Annotated in this window: 16 protein-coding genes; 13 read left to right on the top strand and 3 right to left on the bottom strand. The window is 60.4% G+C overall.

Going from position 1 to position 17,999, the window contains the following annotated elements:
* Window position 1 precedes the first annotated feature (1 nt).
* From ACP0KA_RS01730 to ACP0KA_RS01705, 6 genes are all read left to right on the top strand, one after another.
* Window positions 2-730, top strand: a complete 729-nt coding sequence (locus tag ACP0KA_RS01730) for an ABC transporter ATP-binding protein (protein ID WP_424627115.1) — start codon at window positions 2-4, stop codon at window positions 728-730.
* A gap of 2 nt (window positions 731-732) precedes the next feature.
* Window positions 733-1,818, top strand: a complete 1,086-nt coding sequence (locus tag ACP0KA_RS01725; RefSeq protein ID WP_424627114.1) for a malate/lactate/ureidoglycolate dehydrogenase — start codon at window positions 733-735, stop codon at window positions 1,816-1,818.
* A gap of 81 nt (window positions 1,819-1,899) precedes the next feature.
* Entirely contained in the window at window positions 1,900-2,676 is a 777-nt protein-coding gene (locus tag ACP0KA_RS01720; RefSeq protein WP_424627113.1) for an HpcH/HpaI aldolase family protein, read from the top strand.
* Window positions 2,677-2,819: 143 nt separating this feature from the next.
* The gene (locus ACP0KA_RS01715) at window positions 2,820-4,343 is read left to right on the top strand and encodes a UxaA family hydrolase (protein WP_424627112.1); all 1,524 of its coding nucleotides are present in this window, start codon (window positions 2,820-2,822) and stop codon (window positions 4,341-4,343) included.
* A gap of 44 nt (window positions 4,344-4,387) precedes the next feature.
* The gene (locus ACP0KA_RS01710) at window positions 4,388-5,350 is read left to right on the top strand and encodes a Bug family tripartite tricarboxylate transporter substrate binding protein (RefSeq protein WP_424627111.1); all 963 of its coding nucleotides are present in this window, start codon (window positions 4,388-4,390) and stop codon (window positions 5,348-5,350) included.
* An 86-nt stretch (window positions 5,351-5,436) separates the two neighbouring features.
* Window positions 5,437-7,140 (top strand): IlvD/Edd family dehydratase, encoded by a 1,704-nt coding sequence (locus ACP0KA_RS01705; RefSeq protein WP_424627110.1) that lies wholly within the window; start codon window positions 5,437-5,439, stop codon window positions 7,138-7,140.
* Between the two features lie 77 nt (window positions 7,141-7,217).
* On the opposite strand, the gene ACP0KA_RS01700 is transcribed toward ACP0KA_RS01705, so the two are convergent.
* From ACP0KA_RS01700 to ACP0KA_RS01690, 3 genes are all read right to left on the bottom strand, one after another.
* Entirely contained in the window at window positions 7,218-7,964 is a 747-nt protein-coding gene (locus ACP0KA_RS01700; RefSeq protein WP_424627109.1) for an SDR family NAD(P)-dependent oxidoreductase, read from the bottom strand.
* An 85-nt stretch (window positions 7,965-8,049) separates the two neighbouring features.
* Complete coding sequence (locus ACP0KA_RS01695; RefSeq protein ID WP_424627108.1) at window positions 8,050-8,784, bottom strand: SDR family oxidoreductase; 735 nt, start codon at window positions 8,782-8,784, stop codon at window positions 8,050-8,052.
* A gap of 23 nt (window positions 8,785-8,807) precedes the next feature.
* Window positions 8,808-10,649 (bottom strand): IlvD/Edd family dehydratase, encoded by a 1,842-nt coding sequence (locus ACP0KA_RS01690; RefSeq protein ID WP_424627107.1) that lies wholly within the window; start codon window positions 10,647-10,649, stop codon window positions 8,808-8,810.
* A 279-nt stretch (window positions 10,650-10,928) separates the two neighbouring features.
* On the opposite strand from ACP0KA_RS01690, the gene ACP0KA_RS01685 reads away from it, so the two are divergent.
* From ACP0KA_RS01685 to eda, 7 genes are all read left to right on the top strand, one after another.
* The gene (locus tag ACP0KA_RS01685; protein WP_424627106.1) at window positions 10,929-11,996 is read left to right on the top strand and encodes an ABC transporter ATP-binding protein; all 1,068 of its coding nucleotides are present in this window, start codon (window positions 10,929-10,931) and stop codon (window positions 11,994-11,996) included.
* A gap of 82 nt (window positions 11,997-12,078) precedes the next feature.
* A complete protein-coding gene (locus ACP0KA_RS01680; RefSeq protein WP_424627105.1) occupies window positions 12,079-13,401 on the top strand; it encodes an ABC transporter substrate-binding protein in 1,323 nt (440 codons plus the stop codon).
* Window positions 13,402-13,467: 66 nt separating this feature from the next.
* Window positions 13,468-14,427 (top strand): carbohydrate ABC transporter permease, encoded by a 960-nt coding sequence (locus ACP0KA_RS01675; RefSeq protein ID WP_424627104.1) that lies wholly within the window; start codon window positions 13,468-13,470, stop codon window positions 14,425-14,427.
* Window positions 14,420-15,325: a carbohydrate ABC transporter permease gene (locus ACP0KA_RS01670; protein WP_424627103.1), complete on the top strand. Its 906-nt coding sequence runs from the start codon at window positions 14,420-14,422 to the stop codon at window positions 15,323-15,325. The genes ACP0KA_RS01675 and ACP0KA_RS01670 overlap by 8 nt, the downstream gene beginning before the upstream one ends.
* 40 nt (window positions 15,326-15,365) lie before the next feature.
* Complete coding sequence (gene denD / locus ACP0KA_RS01665) at window positions 15,366-16,349, top strand: D-erythronate dehydrogenase (protein ID WP_424627102.1); 984 nt, start codon at window positions 15,366-15,368, stop codon at window positions 16,347-16,349.
* 17 nt (window positions 16,350-16,366) lie between these two features.
* Window positions 16,367-17,293 carry a sugar kinase gene (locus tag ACP0KA_RS01660; protein WP_424627101.1) on the top strand — a complete coding sequence of 309 codons (927 nt, stop codon included), beginning with the start codon at window positions 16,367-16,369 and terminating at the stop codon, window positions 17,291-17,293.
* A 3-nt stretch (window positions 17,294-17,296) separates the two neighbouring features.
* A complete protein-coding gene (gene eda / locus ACP0KA_RS01655) occupies window positions 17,297-17,965 on the top strand; it encodes a bifunctional 4-hydroxy-2-oxoglutarate aldolase/2-dehydro-3-deoxy-phosphogluconate aldolase (protein WP_424627100.1) in 669 nt (222 codons plus the stop codon).
* The last annotated feature ends 34 nt before the right edge of the window (window positions 17,966-17,999 follow it).

Genomic DNA, 17,999 nt, shown 5'->3' with positions numbered 1-17,999 from the left:
CATGGCCCTTCTCGAGATCAAAGACCTCGTCGTCCGTTATGGCGAAATCGAAGCGCTGCGTAGCGTTTCATTGAAAGTGGAAGAAGGGCAGGTGGTCACGCTGCTCGGCTCCAACGGCGCCGGAAAATCCACCACGCTGCGCGCAATTTCGGGTCTCACGAAACCCAGCGCCGGTGAGATCCTGTTCGATGGAAAATCCGTCGTGGGACTTGGGCCGGAGCAGATTGTCCGGCTTGGGATTTCGCATGTGCCCGAGGGCAGGCGCGTTTTCCCAGGCCTGACCGTCAAGGAGAACATCATGCTCGGCGCGTCCAACCGCCGGATCGGAACGGCCGAACTGTCGCGCGAAGCCGATGCGATGTTCGATCTGTTCCCGGATATTCGTGTTTTCTCTGACAAGCTCGGCTGGACGCTGTCCGGTGGGCAGTTGCAGATGGTGGCGGTGGCGCGCGGTTTGATGGCCAAGCCGCGCCTGCTGTTGTTGGATGAGCCTTCCCTGGGGCTTGCGCCGGTCATCGTGCAGGCGGTGTTTCGGATCATCGCCGAAATCCGCCGGAACACAACAGTTTTACTTGTTGAACAAAATGCGCGAATGGGATTGTCCGTCGCCGATTATGGGTATGTGCTGGAAACCGGCCGTCTCGCTCTCGGCGGAAAGCCCGACGAGCTGTGGGGTAATGAAGCAATCAGAGCCGCTTATCTAGGCGGCCATACGAAGGCAAACGTCTAACTATGGTTACATTAAAAGTTCAGAAGCTCATCGACTTCGTCGCTGACATCTTTTCGCGTGCAGGGTCGTCAAGAGCCGAAGCCGAGCGTATCGCCAAATATCTGACGACCGCCAACCTCACCGGGCATGACAGCCACGGCGTCATTCGCGTGCCGCAATACGTCAAATGGGCCAAGGAAGGCGTCATTATTCCTGATCAGAAGATCAAGCTCACCGTCGACACACCGTCGCTAGTCGTTGTCGATGGCGGTTTCGGTTACGGTCAGACCGTGACGCCGCAGGCCGTCGCGATCGGCATCGAGAAGTGCAAGGCCAATGGCCTTGCTGCCATGACGTTGCGCAATTCCGGCCATCTCGGACGCGTTGGGGACTGGGCCGAAATGGCGGCTGCGGAAGGTCTGATCTCGATTTATTTCGTCAACGCGGCGGGCTCGATCCTGGTCGCGCCGTTTGGAGGCGTTGCCCGCAAGCTGTCTACTGCGCCCTATTGCGTTGGTATCCCGCGTCCGGGGAAAGACCCGGTTGTGCTGGACTTCGCAACGTCCATCGTCGCCGAAGGCAAGGTCATGGTGGCGAGCCGTGGCGGAAAGAAGCTGCCGAAGGGTGCGCTTGTCACTGAAGATGGCAGCCTGAGTGAAGACCCGCACGTTCTGTACGGGCCGTATGAGCCGAATGGTCCGCGTGTTCATGCGCAGGGCACAGGGGCTATCCGCGCATTCGGCGAGCACAAGGGCTCGGGGCTGGCGTTGATGTGCGAATTGCTGGGCGGTGCCTTGACCGGCAACGGTGCGACCAAGCCGGACCGGCGTTTCGCCAACGGCATGCTGGCGATCTTTATTGATCCGAAGCGTGTCGACCCCGAGCACTTCTTCGATGGCGAGGTCGCCCGTTACATTTCTTACTTCAAGGACAGCAAGCTGGCGCAAGGCCACGATGCGGTTCTCATTCCCGGCGAGCCGGAATCCGCAATGCGCGCCGAGCGCACCAAGAACGGCGTGCCGCTGACTGAAGAGACCTGGGAGTCGATCGCGGCCACTGCGCGCTTGGTTGGAATCGACGAAGCCGCTATCGCAAAGGCCGTCGGATAACACCATCAACCGGAGGGCGGGTTCATGCATGACGTTCGCCCCAGCGACACAAGAATTAGAACAGAAATTGGAAACGAGCGAATGGCAAATAAGGTCAAGGAAATCTGGGCGGCCGGTAAGGTCGTCGTCAACGCGTGGCTTGCGATCCCTTCGGGCTTCTCCGCCGAGGTGATGGCGCAATGCGGCTTCGACAGCGTCACCGTCGATATCCAGCACGGCGTGCAGGACTATCAGTCGATGATCCAGTGCTTCCAGGCGATGCAGGCCCATCCGGTCACGCCGATGGTTCGCGTGCCATGGAACGAGCCTGGCATCATCGGCAAGGTGCTGGATGGCGGCGCCTATGGCGTGATCTGTCCGATGATCAACACCAAGGAGGAGGCAGAGCGCTTTGTCTCTTACTGCAAATATCCGCCGCGCGGTGCACGCAGCAACGGACCGATCCGCGCTATGATGTATGGCTCGGCGGGCACCTACCAGCAGACCGCGAACGACGAGACGCTGTGCATTCCGATGATTGAGACCAAGACGGCGGTCGAAAATCTGGACTCCATTCTCGATGTACCGGGTATCGCGGGCGTTTACATCGGCCCGTCGGATCTCGGCTTCTCCTATGGCCTGCATCCGACGTTGGACCGGACTGAGCCGGAGATGCTTGCGATCTATGAGAAGATCGTGAAGGCGTGCGAAAAGCGCGGCATCTTCCCAGGCATTCACTGCAGTGGCGCGGCTGGCGCAACGCTCGCCATCCAGCGCGGGTTCAAGCTGGTCACCATCTTGAATGACAGCGGATTGCTGGCGATGTCCGCCAAGAGTCACATCGCTGAGACGCGCAAGAATTCAGGCGGGAAGGCGTAAGTACGCCTCCCTCGCGGAACCAGACGAAAGATGCCCGGCCTCGTGCCGGGCATCCACGTTTTCTGATATACGATACAAAGTGAAGAAAGCCGGGAAGGCACCCGGCGACAACGGCAAGAGCACGATTTTAACGGGAGATCTCCATGGCGCCTGCACCTGTCATTCGGCTGCACTCTGAGGACAGCGTGGTGATCGCCCGCGCGGTTTTATTGCCCGGTGTAGAAGTCGCACAGGGCGTTACGGTGACCGAACGAATTCCCGCCGGTCACAAGGTGGCGGTGAAGCCGATCGCGGTCGGTGAACCAGTCAAGCGTTATGGCCAGATCATCGGTTTCGCGACCAAGCCGATCGCGCCCGGACAGCATGTCCATGTGCAGAACATCGGTATGGGCGAGTTCTCGAAGGACTATGCGTGGGGCGTGGACGTCAAGCCGACACCGAATTTCGATTTGCCCGCGACATTTCAGGGGATCCGCCGTCCCGACGGGCGCGTCGCCACGCGTAACTACATCGGCATCCTGACCAGCGTGAACTGCAGCGCGCATGTCGCGGGCCTGGTTGCCGATGTCTTCAAGAAGAACCCATTTACCGGACATGATCCGCTGGCGGACTTTCCCAATGTCGACGGCGTGGTGGCGCTGACGCACAAGACCGGATGCGGAATGACGCAACTTGAGCCGCTGACCGTGCTCCGGCGCACGCTCGGCGGCTACGCGCGGCATGTGAACTTCTCTCATGTGATCGTGCTGGGCCTCGGATGCGAGATGAACCAGATCGGCGGGTTCATGGAGGAGCAGAAGCTCGCCGGGCGCTTGCGCGCCATGGACATTCAGGAAGTCGGTGGGTCGCGCAAGACGGTCGAGGCGGGCGTTGCGTTCGTGCGCGAAGTGCTCGCGGATTCCAACAAGGCCGCGCGCGAGGCCTGCCCAGCAAGTGAACTGACCGTCGCCCTGCAGTGTGGCGGCTCGGACGGCTATTCGGGCGTCTCGGCCAATCCCGCGCTTGGTGCGGCGAGCGATTTGTTGGTTCGTCACGGTGGCACGGTCATTCTGTCGGAGACGCCTGAAACCTACGGTGCGGAGCATCTCCTGACGCGCCGCGCTGTGAGTCGCGAGGTTGGCGAGAAGCTCGTGGCCCTGATGCGCTGGTGGGAAGAGTACACCGCGCGCGAAGGTGCGGAGATGGATTCCAATCCAAGCCCCGGCAACAAGGCAGGTGGGCTGACCACGATCCTCGAGAAGTCTTTGGGCGCCATGGCGAAGGCCGGCAGCACGAATCTCGTTGACGTGGTGGCTTACGCAGAAGCCGTCACGAAGAAGGGCTTTGTCTTCATGGATACCCCCGGCTTCGATCCGGTTGCCGCGACAGGTCAGGTGGCGGGTGGCGCAAACCTTGTCTGCTTCACCACGGGCCGCGGCAGCGTGTTCGGCTGCAAGCCCGCGCCGTCCATCAAGCTCGCGACCAACACGCCGATGTTCAAGCGCATGGAAGAGGACATGGACGTGAACTGCGGCACCATCCTCGACGGCGATGAAACCGTGCAGGAGTGCGGCGAGCGGATCTTCAATCTGATGCTGCGCGTCGCATCCGGTGAGCAGACCAAGAGCGAAGCGTTCGATTTCGGTGCAGCCGAATTCGCCCCATGGGTTCTTGGCGCGACGATGTAAGCCGAAATAGCCCGGTGAACCGCCAACGCAGTGGAATGATCCGCATGTCCCTCGTCCGAACTGCACTCGCTTTCGTCGCCCTGCTGTTGTCCAGTTCCGTCTATGCGCAGGACTGGCCGACGCGGCCGATCACGCTGGTTGTCCCGTTTGCGGCGGGCGGCACAACGGATCTGGTGGCACGGCCGATTGCGCAGGCGTTGACGGAAAAGCTCGGGCAGCCGGTCGTGGTGGAGAACCGCGCAGGGGCGGGAGGGACGCTCGCGGCGGGAATGGCCGCGAAGGCGGCGCCGGACGGCTACACGATATTCCTTGCCACTGTTGCTCATACGATGGCGCCAGGTCTCTACAAGTCGCTGCCCTATGATTTCGAGAAGGATTTCGAGCCGATCACGCTGGCAGCCCAGGTGCCCAACGTCCTGATCGTCCATCCATCGGTGCCCGCGAAAACCGTTAGCGAACTGATCGCCTACATCAAGGCCAATCCAGGCAAGGTCAACTTCGGCTCGGCAGGGCCGGGCAGCACGGAACACATGTCGGGCGAACTTTTCCGGGCCATGCTCGGCGTCGACATCGTGCACGTGCCCTATAAGGGCGGCGCGCCGATGATGACTGACCTGATCTCAGGACAGATTCAAATGGCCATCGAGACCAGCGGATCGGCAATGCCTCATATCCAGGCCGGCAGTGTCCGTGCGCTTGCGGTCAGCACGCCCGAGCGCTCGCCGTTCTTTCCCGACCTGCCGACGCTCGCAGAAGCCGGATTGAAGGGCTACGATGTCACCACCTGGTTCGGCTTCATGGTGCCCAAAGGCACGCCGCAGGCCGTTCGCGACAAGCTGTACAAGCAAATCAGCGACATCCTGAAAGAGCCCAACATCGTCGCGCGGTTGCGGGACATGGGGGCGCAACCTGGCGGTCAACCGCCGGCAGAGGTCGCCAGTTTCATCGCCGCGGAAACCCAGAAGTGGAAGAAGGTTGCCAAGGATTCCGGCGCCCGGATCGATTAAATGCAGTCGCTTTGCGTTTCGGCAAGAAATGGTCTTTAACTGCCGCTTGCGCAATTCTCGCTTAAGAATCTGACGGAAAAGACAAAATGACCAAAGGTCTCAAGAAGGGGCTGACCAGTTACGGCGATCCCGGGTTTTCGCTGTTCCTGCGTAAGGCCTTCATCAAGGCAATGGGCTATTCCGATGACGCGCTGGAGCGCCCCATCGTCGGCATCACCAACACCTACAGCGACTACAATCCCTGTCATGGCAATGTCCCGCAGCTGATCGAGGCGGTGAAGCGCGGCGTCATGCTGGCCGGCGCCATGCCGATGGTGTTCCCGACCATCTCTATTGCCGAGAGCTTCTCGTATCCGACGTCGATGTATCTTCGCAATCTGATGGCCATGGATACGGAGGAGATGATCCGCGCACAGCCGATGGATGCGGTTGTGGTGATTGGTGGCTGCGACAAGACCTTGCCGGCACAGATCATGGCGGCTGTCAGCGCCGATCTGCCGACAGTCGTGATCCCGGTCGGCCCGATGGTGGTGGGTCACCACAAGGGCGAAGTGCTGGGTGCCTGCACCGATTGCCGTCGGATGTGGGGGAAATATCGCGCCGGTGAAATCGATGCGGAGGAGATCGAAGCGGTCAACGGTCGTCTCGCTCCGTCGGTGGGCACCTGCATGGTGATGGGCACCGCAAGCACCATGGCTTGCATCACGGAAACGTTGGGGCTGTCGCTGCCCATGAGCGCGACCATTCCGGCGCCCCATGCCGAACGCGTCCGTTCGGCCGAGGCGAGCGGCAAGCGCGCGGCGGAAATGGCCGTCACGGGTGGCCCGCGCCCCAGTGAGTTGCTGACACCATCGGCGTTCCGCAACGCGCAGGTGGTGCTGCAGGCCATCGGCGGCTCGACCAATGGTCTGATCCACCTGACGGCGATCGCCAACCGCACACCGCACAACATCGAATTGGATGCTTTCGACAAGCTCGGCCGCGAAGTGCCTGTGCTGATCGACCTCAAGCCGTCCGGTCAGCATTACATGGAGCACTTCCATCATGCCGGCGGCGTGCCGAAGTTGATGAAGGAGCTCGGCGATCTGATTGATCTCGACGCCAAGACCGTTGCCGGTGGCACGCTGCGCGACGTTGTCGCGAAGGCCGAAGAGGTGCCGGGCCAGGATGCGATCCGCTCGCGCAACAATCCGATCAAGTCGGAAGGTGCGATGGCCGTCCTGCACGGCAATCTCGCCCCCCGTGGTGCGGTGATCAAGCAGTCCGCGGCAAGCGCGAATCTCTTGCAGCACACCGGCCGGGCCGTTGTCTTTGAGTCCGTCGAGGACATGACGCTGCGCGTGGACGATCCAGATCTGGATGTGAAGGCGGAGGACGTGCTGGTGCTGCGCAATGCCGGTCCGAAAGGGGCACCGGGCATGCCGGAGGCAGGGTATCTGCCGATCCCGCAGAAGATTCTGCGCACGGGCGTGAAGGACATGGTCCGCATTTCCGACGCGCGCATGAGCGGCACTGCGTTCGGCACCATCGTCCTGCATATCACGCCGGAGTCGGCGGTCGGCGGGCCACTGGCGCTGGTGCAGACCGGCGACATGATCAAGCTCGATGTTGCCAGCCGCAGCATCGATCTTCTCGTGGACGAGGCTGAACTGAAGAAACGGCAAGCTGCGCTTCCGAAACTGCAGACGCCGGACTGGGCGAAGCGCGGTTATGCGCAGCTCTTTAATGAGACGATCACGCAGGCCGACGAAGGCTGCGATTTCGATTTCATGCGGCGTGAAGGAAAGTAGTCACTTCGCTCACGACGGAACAAAAATGCCGGGCCAAAGCCCGGCATTTTTTATTGTGATGTACTTTAGGGGCAGGCTCAGTAAGTCGCGCGGCCACCTGAGATGTCGAACACAGCGCCGGTGGTGTAGAGGCATTCCTCCGACGACATCCACGCAACCAGCGACGCAAGTTCGTCGACCTTCAAAAAGCGTCCGCGTGGAATCTTCGACAGCATGAAGTCGATGTGCTGCTGCGTCATCTGATCGAAAATCGCGGTTTTCGCGGCCGCGGGGGTGACCGCATTGACGGCGATGTCCGTGCCGGCCAGCTCCTTGCCCAGCGATTTTGTCAGGGCGATCACGCCGGCCTTGGAGGCCGAGTAGTGCGATGCGTTGGGGTTGCCTTCCTTGCCCGCAATGGAGGCAATGTTCACGATGCGCCCGTAGTTTTGCTTCTTCATCGTCGGCACGAGGGCCTTGCAGCAGATGAAGGGGCCGTCGAGATTGATCTTCATCACCTGCCGCCACTCGTCATAGGACAGGTCGGCGACTGGCTTGTTGACGCCGGCGATGCCTGCGTTGTTGACGAGAATATCGATGCGGCCGAAGGCCTTCAGCGTCGCAGCGGTTGCGGCTTCCACGGCGTCGACGCTGGTGACGTCAACTTCGAGGGCCGTGACAGCGGGACCGATTTCCTTGGCAGTTTTGTCCGCCAGCGGCTGGTCGAAATCCCAGATTGCGACTTTCGCGCCCGAGGCGACAAAGCGTTCAGTGATGGCGCGGCCAAAACCCTGCGCGCCGCCGGTGACCACGGCACATCGTCCGGTCAGGTCAATCTTGTTCAAAGCGTTTCTCCAGATTTGTTTTACGATAGCGTTTTCAAGCGAAGTGGATTCCGGTTCGCGTGAAGAAAACGCGTCCACTTAAAAACTAGAGCGTCCAGCCGCCGTCGATGATGTGCGCGACACCGGTGGTGAATGCGCTTTCATCGCTGGCGAGGTAGACGGCAAGCGCAGCGATTTCCTCTGCCGTGCCGAGGCGGCCCATGGGCTGACGGCTGACGAACATGTCCCGGCCACCGGCGCCGAGCGCCGCCGCACGGCCCAGCATGGACGGGGTTTCGATTGTGCCGGGGCAGATCGCGTTGCAGCGGACGCCCTTGGTGATGAAGTCGACCGCAACTGCGCGGGTCAGCGCGGCCACCGCTGCCTTGGTGGCACTGTAGACGTAGCGGTTTGGTGCGGCCTTGAACACGCCGGCAGCCGAGGAGACGTTGACGATCGAACCGCCGCCGCCTTCCAGCATGGCAGGCAGGAACGCCTTGATCGTACGATGCATGGATTTCACGTTGAGGTCGAACGAGAAGTCCCAGTCGTCTTCCGAGCATTCCAGGACGGTACCGTTGTGCACGAAGCCTGCGGCATTCAGCAGGATGTCCACCTTGCCGACGCGCTTGGCGAGCGCATCGACAGCCGCCGTGTCACGGGCATCAAGTTTGAACGTTTCCGCGACACCTTCCTTGGTCAGTGTTGCGACTGTTTTCTCATCAAGATCGGTCGCGATCACGGTCGCGCCTTCTTTCGCGAAGGCGATGGCGCACGCGCGTCCGATCCCTACCGCACCCGCTGTCACGAAGGCGCGCTTGCCTTTCAATCGATCAGACATCTGTTTCCTGCCTTGAATTGTTCTTAGTGGTTGTCACGCGCAACGCCGACGGTGCCGGCGATGTTATGATAGCGTGTTGCAAGCTCCAGGCACGCACCGGTGGCATGCTGGCCGACGGTGTTGCGATAAAGCTCCTGCCATGGGGTCTGATTGGCCGGGAAGGGGAAGCCGCCCTTTGCTTGCAAATCCGCGTGGCGCTGCTTCACCTCGTCGTCGGAAATCAGGATGTTCGCTTCACCCTTCTTCAGGTCGATGCGGACACGGTCACCGGTCTTGAGAATCGCGAGGCCGCCGTTGGCTGCCGCTTCCGGCGAGGCATTGAGGATCGATGGCGAGCCCGACGTGCCGGACTGCCGCCCATCGCCGATGCACGGCAGCGCAGTGATTCCCTTTTTGATCAGGGCCGCGGGCGGCTGCATGTTCACCACTTCCGCGCCGCCGGGATAGCCGATCGGACCGACACCGCGGACGAACAGCATGCAGTGCTCGTCGATGTTCAGGGACGGATCGTCGATGCGGTCATGATAGTCTTCCGGGCCTTCGAACACGATCGCGCGTCCCTCGAAAGCTTCAGGATCCTTCGGATTCGACAGATAGCGGTCGCGGAATTCCTTCGAAATCACGCTGGTCTTCATGATGGCGGAGTCGAACAGGTTGCCGCGCAGGACGAGGAATCCCGCATCTTTCACCAGCGGCTTGTCGTAGGTGCGGATCACGTCGTTATCCGGCGCAACCGCGGCTTTGCAGTTCTCGCCCATGGTCTTGCCGTTGACGGTCAATGCATTTTCATGGATGCGCTTGTGCTTCATCAGCTCGCGTACCACGGCCGGAACGCCGCCTGCGCGATGATACTCTTCACCGAGGTAATATCCCGCAGGCTGCATATTCACGAGCAGCGGAACGTCGTGACCGAATTTCTGCCAATCCTCGACGGTGAGTTCGACGCCGATATGACGGGCGAGGGCATTGATGTGGATTGGCGCGTTGGTGGAGCCACCAATCGCCGAGTTGACCACAATGCAGTTCTCGAATGCTTCACGGGTGAGGAAATCTGACGGTTTGAGATCTTCCCACACCATCTCGACCGCGCGTTTGCCGGTCTCATAGGCAATCTGTCCGCGTTCGCGATAAGGCGCCGGAATGGCCGCGCAACCGGGCAACGAAAAGCCGAGCGCCTCGGCCAGCGAGTTCATGGTGGAGGCAGTGCCCATGGTGTTGCAATGGCCGACCGATGGTGCGGAGGAGGCGACGATCTCCATGAATTCATCGTAATTGATCTTGCCGGCGGCCATTTCCTCGCGCGATTTCCAGACCACGGTACCGGAGCCGGTCCGTTCGCCGTTGAACCAGCCGTTGAGCATTGGGCCGCCGGAGAGCACGATCGCAGGAATGTTGACCGTTGCTGCGGCCATCATGCAGGCCGGGGTTGTTTTGTCACATCCGGTGGTGAGCACCACGCCGTCCAGCGGGTAGCCGAACAGGATTTCGACAAGTCCGAGATAAGCAAGATTACGGTCAAGCGCCGCGGTCGGCCGCTTTCCGGTTTCCTGAATCGGGTGGGTCGGGAATTCCATCGCGATGCCGCCGGCCTCGCGGATGCCCTCGCGCACGCGCTGAGCGAGCTCGATGTGGTGGCGGTTGCAGGGGGAGAGATCGTTACCAGTCTGCGCGATGCCGATAATCGGCTTGCCGGACTGCAATTCCTGACGGGTCAGGCCGTAATTCAGGTACCGCTCGAGATAGAGCGCAGTCATCCCCGGATTATGGGGATTGTCGAACCAGAGCTGAGAACGGAGTTTGCGACCCTTGCCTTTATTATTGGCATTGCTGGTCGTGGCGTCGTTGTCGTTGGCGTTTTTTGTCACAGGTTTCTCCCGCACTGCACACAACTCTTTGTGTGACTGGCTGCAGTAATGTTTGCATGTCGGGCCGACCTCTGCAACGTTGCCGGGCCAAACATCCGATCTTTGACCAATTAAGGGACACAATCGAAAAAGTCTGATAAGACATCAGTCTAATAGCAAGAACGGTCAAACCGCTGGCAATACCTTCAAGCCGAACTTCCAACACGAAGTTTCAGAAAAACGACAGAGCAGCGACGGCCTTACGCCGGACGACGCCGGGGAATACGAGGAGAGAGCTATATGGCGTCCGTGCACATTCACGACGTGCGTAAATCGTTTGGTGGATTCGAAGTCCTGCACGGCGTGACAGTTCCTATCGAGGACGGCCAATTCGTCGTTCTGGTAGGCCCTTCAGGCTGCGGAAAATCGACCTTGCTGCGCATGCTGGCGGGTCTGGAAAAGATCACCTCTGGGACGATTTCGATCGGGGACCGCGTCGTCAATGACGTGCAGCCGAAGGAGCGGGACATCGCCATGGTGTTCCAGAATTACGCGCTGTATCCGCACATGACGGTGGCCCAGAACATGGGCTTCTCGCTGAAGCTGCGTAACGCAAATCAGGACGAGATCAACAAGCTGGTGGGCCGTGCTGCCGACATTCTCGGCTTGCGCGAGATGCTGGAGCGCTATCCACGGCAATTGTCCGGCGGTCAGCGCCAGCGCGTCGCAATGGGCCGCGCAATTGTGCGTGATCCGCAGGTGTTCCTGTTCGACGAACCGCTTTCGAATCTTGATGCCAAGCTGCGCGTTGCCATGCGCACCGAAATCAAGGAACTGCATCAGCGGCTCAAGACCACCACGGTTTACGTGACGCACGATCAGATCGAAGCCATGACCATGGCGGACAAGATCGTCGTCATGCACGACGGAATCGTCGAGCAGATGGGCTCGCCGCTGGAGCTTTACGATCATCCGGACAACAAGTTTGTCGCCGGGTTCATCGGTTCGCCCGCGATGAATTTCCTCGAAGGCAAGCTCGTTAACAGCAATCAGCCTTATGTCGAGACGCCGAACGGCAGCCGTCTGCCGCTGTTGGCATCACGCTCCGGCCTCGATGGCCAGCCCGTGACCTACGGCATCCGCCCCGAGCATCTCGAATTCGCCGATGATGGCGTCGACGCCGAGGTTGCGGTCGTTGAACCGACCGGTTCGGAGACGCAGATCGTCGCGCGCATTGGTGATCAGGACCTGATTGCGGTGATCCGCGACCGCCGTCCGGTCAAGCCGGGCGACAAGATCAAGCTGAAGCCGGTCCCGAGCTCAGCACACGTCTTCGACAAGGAGACAGGAAAGCGCCTGATTAACTGAGGTGCTTCTGAGAAACGACAACATTCGTAACGAATAGCCGGCCCGCATCATCAAGAGCCGGTGTAACAGGGAGAAGGTCACTATGACGACGTTTATGCCAAATCGACGGTCGTTGCTGAAAGGTGGCGCCTCGGTGCTTGCCGGTGCGGCAACCCTGACGGCCGATCAGCTGATGGGCTTTGCCAAGGCTTGGGCGCAGACCGCGCAGTGGAAGCCGGAAGCAGGCGCCAAGATCAACCTGCTGCGCTGGAAGCGCTTCGTGGAAGCCGAAGACCAGGCCTTCATGAACATGATCCAGGCCTTCACCAAGGCGACCGGCGTTGAAGTCAACGTCTCGAACGAGTCCTACGATGACATTCAGCCGAAGGCTTCGGTTGCTGCCAACACGGGGCAGGGCCTCGACATGGTGTGGGGTCTCTATTCGCTGCCGCACTTGTTCCCGGAGAAGTGCACCGACGTGACCGACGTTGCGAACTATCTTGGCGGCAAGTACGGTGGGTGGGCACCTTCGGCCGATGCCTACGGCAAGTCCAAGGGCAAGTGGATCGGTATTCCAGTCGCGTGCACGGGCGCGCTGATGAACTACCGCATCAGCTCGATGGAAAAAGCCGGCTTCAAGGAATTCCCGAAGGACAACGCTGGCTTCCTTGAACTGTGCAAGGGCCTCAACAAGAATGGTACGCCGGCCGGCATGGCGATCGGCCACGCCTCGGGCGACGCCAACACCTGGATGCACTGGGCGCTGTGGTCACACGGTGGTTACCTCGTCGACAAGAACGACAAGGTCATCATCAACTCGCCTGAGACGCTGAAGGCGCTGGAATACGTGAAGGCTCTGTATGGCACCTTCATCCCCGGCACCGCCTCGTGGAACGATTCCTCGAACAACAAGGCGTTCCTGTCCGGCCAGCTCCACTGCACCGTCAACGGCATCTCGGTGTACGTGACGGCATCGAAGGAGAACAAGGCTATCGCCGACGACATGAACCACGCGTACATGCCGATCGGACCGGTGGGCAAGCCGACCGAACTGCACCTGCCATTCACGATGCTGACGTTCAACTTCACCAAGTACCCACAGGCCTGTAAGGCGCTGACGGCATTCATGCTCGAAGCCGACCAGTTCAATCCGTGGGTTGCGGCAGCGCAGGGCTATCTCTCGCACTTCCTGCTGGCCTACGACGCCAACCCGATCTGGACGGCGGATCCGAAGCGCACAGTGTACCGCGATGTTGCCAAGCGCACGCTGACGCCGGCAGGTCTCGGCACGCTGGGTGAGAACGCAGCCGCCGCGATCGCCGACTTCATCGTGGTCGACATGTTCGCGAACTACTGCACGGGCCGTGAGGACGCCAAGGGCTCCATCGCGTCCGCCGAGCGGCAGGCCAAGCGTCTCTATCGCTAAGTTCGACTTCGCCGGCGCGAACCTATTCGCGCCGGCGTGTTTCGTTATTCTGAGAAGGTCCGGCCCATGAGCACGATACCGGCGTCGATGCCTGCACCGAAGCCATACGTCAGTACACTGTCGTTCTGGCAGCGGCTGTCCGCGAACCGTAACTGGATCGCATTCTGGTTCATGCTCCCTGCGGGCGCGTTCCTGCTGTTGTTTTTGGCTTATCCACTTGGCCTCGGCATCTGGATGAGCTTCACCGATCTGCGCATCGGGCGCGGCGGCGCCTTTGTCGGCCTTGAGAATTATCAGTGGTTGATGGACGACGCCGTCTTCTGGCTGTCGGTCACGAATACGCTGATCTACACAGCGGTTGCGAGCGCCGTCAAATTTGCCATCGGTCTATATCTGGCGCTGCTGTTGAATCGCAATATGCCGGGGAAGGCGATCATCCGCGCGGCGGTGCTGATTCCGTTCATTGTGCCCACCGTGCTCTCCGCCATCGCATTCTGGTGGATCTACGATTCGCAGTTCTCGATCATTTCATGGTCGCTGCGGAGGCTGGGTCTCATCGACTACAACATCAACTTCCTCGGCGATGCCACCTGGGCGCGCATCTGTGTGATCATTGCCAACATCTGGCGCGGCGTGCCTTTCGTCGCCATCACGCTGCTGGCGGGCCTGCAGACCGTTTCGCCGTCGCTCTACGAGGCGGCAACGCTGGACGGGGCGAGTAATTGGCAGCGTTTCCGCTACATCACTTATCCGTTGCTGACGCCGATCATCGCCGTTGTCATGACGTTCTCGGTGCTGTTCACCTTCACGGACTTCCAGTTGATCTGGGCGCTGACGCGTGGCGGTCCGGCGAATTCAACGCACCTGATGGCGACGCTCAGCTATCAGCGTGGCATTCTCAGCGGCCGCCTGGGTGAGGGCGCCGCGATTGCCACGGCCATGATTCCGTTCCTTCTTGCCGCGATTACCATTTCGTGGTTCGGCATGCAGCGCCGCAAATGGCAGCAAGGATCCGACAATGACTGATCACGCCGCACATCCGCCAGCGACTGCCGCCGCGAGCGACAACAGCGAGGGCATGAGCTATCTGGAATCCTTGCCCAGCAAGATCATCACGCTCTACATCCCGCTGTTCATTATCGTCGTTATTCTGCTGTTCCCGTTCTACTGGATGGCGCTGACGTCGATTAAGCCGGACGCGCAATTGATCGATATGGATACTTTCAACCCGTTCTGGGTTGTCGATCCGACGCTGAAGCACATCAAGAAGCTGCTGTTTGAGACGCAGTATCCGCGATGGCTGTGGAACACCATGTATGTCGCTACCGCCGCGACGTTCCTGTCGATCGTTGCGAGCGTGATGGCCGCCTATGCCATCGTGCGTCTGCGGTTCAAGGGCGCAAATGTTGTTAGCGCGTCCATTTTCCTGGCTTATCTCGTGCCACCGTCGATCCTGTTCATCCCGCTGGCGTCGGTCATTCACTCGTACGGACTGTTCGATTCACCACTGTCGCTCATTCTGGTTTATCCCACGATCCTTATTCCATTCTCGACTTGGTTGCTGATGGGATATTTCAAGACCATTCCTTATGAGCTTGAGGAATGCGCGCTGATTGATGGTGCCAGCCGTTGGCAGATTCTGATCAAGGTCATCCTGCCGCTGGCGGTTCCTGGATTGATCTCGGCCTTCATCTTCTGCTTCACGCTGTGCTGGAACGAGTTCATCTATGCACTGACGTTCCTGTCATCGACGCAGAACAAGACCGTCCCCGTGGCGATCGTCAACGAGTTCGTCGATGGTGACGTCTACAAGTGGGGATCGCTGATGGCGGGTGCGCTGGTCGGCTCGCTGCCGCTGGTCATCCTCTACGCGTTCTTTGTCGAGCACTACGTGTCGGCCATGACCGGCGCCGTCAAAGAATAATCTCAATTTAAAGAAGAAACTCCAGAGAAGGGGCGAGACCTTGCATATTCTTGTTCTCGGTGCAGCCGGCATGGTCGGTCGCAAACTGGTCGATCGGCTGTTGAGCGATGGCCGTCTCGGCAAGACCGATATCAAACGCATGACGTTGCAGGACGTGGTGCCACCCGCAAAGCCGAATACGTCGATCCCGGTCGAGACCGTGACATGCGATGTGGCGGAGCAGTCGGCGGTTGTTAAGCTGGTCGCCGGCAAGCCGGACGTGATCTTTCATCTCGCGGCGATTGTCTCCGGCGAAGCGGAAGCAGACTTTGACAAGGGCTATCGGATCAATCTCGACGGCACCCGCTACCTGATCGATGCCATCCGCGCGATCGGCGGCGACTACAAGCCGCGCGTTGTGTTTACGTCGTCGATTGCCGTGTTTGGCGCGCCGTTCCCAGAGAAGATCGGCGACGAGTTCTTCAACACGCCGCTGACAAGCTACGGTACGCAGAAGACCATCGGTGAACTTCTGATTTCGGATTACACCCGTAAGGGCCTGCTCGACGGCGTTTCCATCCGCCTGCCGACCATCTGTGTGCGTCCGGGCGCCCCGAACAAGGCCGCATCGGGCTTTTTCTCGAACATCCTCCGCGAGCCGCTCGCGGGCAAGGAAGCCATTCTTCCGGTTTCGGAGGACGTGCGCCATTGGCACGCATCACCGCGTTCTGCCGTGGGGTTTTTGATTCATGCCGCGACGATGGATACCAACACCATTGGTCCGCGCCGCGCGCTCAGCATGCCGGGTCTCTCGGCCACGGTTGGCGAGCAGATCGCCGCGCTGACCCGCGTCGCCGGCGCAAATGTCACGGCGCGGATCAAGCGTGAACCGGACCAGACGATCATGGGGATCGTTGCGGGCTGGCCGCGCGATTTCGCCACCGAGCGTGCGCTGAAGCTCGGCTTTACCACGGCGGAAAAGACATTTGACGACATCATCCGCATCCATATCGAGGATGAGCTCGGCGGAAAGTTCGTCAACTGACCGCACCCGGTGCAGCGATGACTGAGGTCGCCTGCATCGGTGAGTGCATGATCGAACTGACCCAAGGTGCCGGCAATCAGCTGACGCAGGGCTTCGGCGGCGACACGCTCAACACAGCGGTCTATCTTGCACGGCTTGGCATGCAGGTGGATTACATCACCGCGCTGGGGGATGATCCATTCAGCGACGAACTGATGACCGCCTGGCAAGGTGAGGGCGTTGGCACCGCCCGCGTGCTGCGTATCGCGGGCAAGATGCCTGGCCTCTATGCAATCCGGACCAACGCAGTTGGCGAGCGCTCGTTCTACTACTGGCGCGACAGTGCGGCGGCGCGCGCGCTGCTCGATCAGCCTGAAACCGATGCGCTTCTCGACGGGCTGAAAGAATACAGCCTGATCTATCTGTCGGGAATCACGCTGTCGCTTTTCAGCGATGACGGACGTGACCGCCTCATCACTGGACTGACAAAGGCTCGCGCGAACGGCAGCCGCATTGCGTTCGACACCAATTTCCGGACACGGGGCTGGCCGATGCTGGATGTGGCAAGGCACGCATATCAAGCCATGCTCGATATCTCGGATGTTGTGCTGGCCTCGACCGAGGATCTCGTGCCGCTGTACGGCGAGCGGCCTCATGTCGAGCTGCTCGATCTGTTGAGGGCAGATGAAGTGATCCTGAAACTCCCTGAGCCTGCCTGCGTTGTCAGGTCCAGCGGCGTGGACCGAACCGTGAAGGCTGGCCCGGTTGCGAGGGTTGTTGATACCACGGCAGCGGGAGACAGCTTTTCAGCAGCCTATCTTGCGGCCCGATTGAGGGGATTGTCGTCTCCAGAGGCGGCTGAGGCGGGACACCGTCTGGCCGGTGTGGTTGTTGGCCATCGCGGGGCGATTATCCCGCGAAGCGAAATGCCCTCTGGACTGAATACCATGGCAACGGAGCACTAAGGCATGAGCGTACAGTCAGCGCCCGTCACACGCGATGAAGAGCTCATCAGCCTTCTGAGGTCCGCGCAGGTCATTCCGGTGTTGACCATTGAGCGGGCCGAGGATGCCGTGCCCTTGGCCAGCGCGTTGGTGCTGGGTGGTGTCAAGACTCTCGAGATCACATTGCGGACGGATGCGGCAGTCGATGCGGCGAAAGCGATCATTGCCGAGGTACCTGACGCTATTGTTGGCATCGGGACGATTACGACGGCAGACGATCTCAAACGCGCGGAGGCGCTCGGTGCGCGTTTCGGGGTTAGTCCCGGGGCGACGCCGGCTTTGCTCGATGCCGCCGCCAAAAGCAGTCTGGCTTTCCTGCCCGGCATCGCGACGGCGTCGGAGCTGATGCAGGCGCAGGCCTACGGCTTCAACGTGCTCAAGTTCTTTCCGGCGGAACAGTCCGGCGGCATCGACATGCTGCGCGCTCTGGGGGGACCGTTTCCTCGTGCGCGTTTCTGTCCGACAGGCGGCATTGGCGGGGCCAATGCGGCTGCGTGGCTGGCCGAGCCGAACGTGGTCGCTGTCGGCGGATCGTGGCTCTGTCCCGCAACGGATGTCAAATACGCGAATTGGGAAGTCATCACCGCACGCTGCATCGATACGATGAAGACGCTGCGGCGACGCCCGCGCTAGAACGTTTTCAAGCGAATACCGCTTCGAAGCCCAA

The organism is Bradyrhizobium sp. SYSU BS000235, assembly GCF_049747295.1.
GTDB lineage: Bacteria > Pseudomonadota > Alphaproteobacteria > Rhizobiales > Xanthobacteraceae > Afipia.
Note: the sequence above shows the minus strand (reverse complement) of the source record. Positions and strands in the feature narration are given on the sequence as shown.

Coding starts and splice junctions, on each gene's coding strand:
- ACP0KA_RS01730 (WP_424627115.1), top strand. CDS start 2: ATGGCCCTTCTCGAGATCAAAGACCTCGTCGTCCGTTATGGCGAAATC.
- ACP0KA_RS01725 (WP_424627114.1), top strand. CDS start 733: ATGGTTACATTAAAAGTTCAGAAGCTCATCGACTTCGTCGCTGACATC.
- ACP0KA_RS01720 (WP_424627113.1), top strand. CDS start 1,900: ATGGCAAATAAGGTCAAGGAAATCTGGGCGGCCGGTAAGGTCGTCGTC.
- ACP0KA_RS01715 (WP_424627112.1), top strand. CDS start 2,820: ATGGCGCCTGCACCTGTCATTCGGCTGCACTCTGAGGACAGCGTGGTG.
- ACP0KA_RS01710 (WP_424627111.1), top strand. CDS start 4,388: ATGTCCCTCGTCCGAACTGCACTCGCTTTCGTCGCCCTGCTGTTGTCC.
- ACP0KA_RS01705 (WP_424627110.1), top strand. CDS start 5,437: ATGACCAAAGGTCTCAAGAAGGGGCTGACCAGTTACGGCGATCCCGGG.
- ACP0KA_RS01695 (WP_424627108.1), bottom strand. CDS start 8,784: ATGTCTGATCGATTGAAAGGCAAGCGCGCCTTCGTGACAGCGGGTGCG.
- ACP0KA_RS01685 (WP_424627106.1), top strand. CDS start 10,929: ATGGCGTCCGTGCACATTCACGACGTGCGTAAATCGTTTGGTGGATTC.
- ACP0KA_RS01680 (WP_424627105.1), top strand. CDS start 12,079: ATGACGACGTTTATGCCAAATCGACGGTCGTTGCTGAAAGGTGGCGCC.
- ACP0KA_RS01675 (WP_424627104.1), top strand. CDS start 13,468: ATGAGCACGATACCGGCGTCGATGCCTGCACCGAAGCCATACGTCAGT.
- ACP0KA_RS01670 (WP_424627103.1), top strand. CDS start 14,420: ATGACTGATCACGCCGCACATCCGCCAGCGACTGCCGCCGCGAGCGAC.
- ACP0KA_RS01660 (WP_424627101.1), top strand. CDS start 16,367: ATGACTGAGGTCGCCTGCATCGGTGAGTGCATGATCGAACTGACCCAA.
- eda (WP_424627100.1), top strand. CDS start 17,297: ATGAGCGTACAGTCAGCGCCCGTCACACGCGATGAAGAGCTCATCAGC.